Origin of the sequence: Bartonella sp. AA1HLJMS (genome assembly GCF_042197445.1) — a bacterium.
GTDB lineage: Bacteria > Pseudomonadota > Alphaproteobacteria > Rhizobiales > Rhizobiaceae > Bartonella.
In genome coordinates this window covers 1-1,475 of the sequence record NZ_JBHIRW010000170.1, presented here as the reverse complement: position 1 = coordinate 1,475, position 1,475 = coordinate 1, and the positions used below count along the sequence as shown (strand labels likewise).

Annotated in this window: 1 protein-coding gene; it reads left to right on the top strand. The window is 28.1% G+C overall.

Annotated features, from left to right (window positions below; genetic code table 11):
- A partial coding sequence (locus tag ACFIQE_RS10315) for a hypothetical protein (RefSeq protein WP_375707695.1) occupies positions 1 to 273 on the top strand: 273 nt, incomplete at its 5' end.
- Positions 274 to 1,475: the final 1,202 nt, after the last annotated feature.

Below are 1,475 nucleotides of genomic sequence, written 5' to 3'. Positions count from 1 at the left end.
ATTAAGGATAGTAAGGAAAAGAATAAATCAACTGTTATTTATAATAGCAATATCATCATGACAGATATCTCTCTTGAATCGGTTATGGGGCGTCAATGTGTAAAGACTGATAAAAAGAGTGGTATTGTCAATGATGCCAATCACTATGCTGTTGAAACCATTGGCAACCCTGCCTATCCATTGGATTTGTTTCAAAGGGTTATCACTGTGAGTTTAGAAACAATGAAAATTGTTAAAAACTTACCAAAATTAGAAATTAGAGAAACTGAATAGATTTGGCATGCTCAGATGATAGGCATGTTAACCTCACAAGGGGTATAAGGTCTTATAACCTATAGGTTCTATACCTCTTTTGTTAAGTTGCTTACATATAATCCTGAAAGGATAGTCTATATGCGTTATTCTAAAAAGAAATCATTTGCACTTTTAAATACTCTTATTTGGATTGCCTTTAAAAGATTATATCGTAATCTAAAATGATAGCTTTGTTTAAAGAGGGTTATGTATATTCACTTTTCTTATAGGTTTTGAAGGTATAAAAACCGTCAAACCCCCTTCAAAACGTATATTATTAGTTGAATTTATAGGTTGTGTTATCAATAGAGGTTGTTTTTTAAGATCTGTAAAATATTAACACATTGAAAAATAACGTTTTTACTTTTTATCGTTTTTTTATCTAAAAGAGGCAACCGTCAAAACTCAAAACCCCGTCAAAACTCATAACTATAAAGATCTTGATAGCATTTTTATGATCATAAACCGTTTCTTTTGAAAGACTTTAAAGGATCACATGTTTTTTTAAGACGTGGTTTAATCACTCACTAAAATCATAAGGTTATCTATTTAAATAAATTGATAAAAATTCATTAAAGGGATTTTGATAACGTAATCAGTTTTTACTTTCATACGCTTTTCATAAGACATGTTTTAATGACACACTAAAATAATCACTTTTGTCAGTTCAATTTACTGACAGATAACTGACAAATATATATTATTAATTGTATTTAAGGTTGTGTTATCTATATAAGTTGTATCTTAAAAAGACTAACATATTGAAATATAATGCTTTTAATTTTTTATCATTTTAAAAAAATAGTATAGGCTCTAAAAAGAACTGACAAAACTGACAACACTGACACGGTCTATTAAAAGGGATTTTACTGATCTCTATAATGATCAGTTTCTATTGAGATATTTTCATAACAGACAATAAATCGCAATTATCCTATTTATCGTTTCTCTTATGAAAATGAAAAATGATGCCATGGCTATAAAGAACATAACAGCTATAAAGAATGCGTAAAAACAGTAACTTGAATACTCATATGCAAATGAAAGCATTTGTTTATAAAGACAGTCCCTATAAAAGGCTGTTAAGTCTAAAATGTGTTATTAAAAGAAATTAACAGAAATCTTAAAAGCCATTTAGTGACAAAATTGATAGGTTATAAAGTTTAAAATACGCATTATGA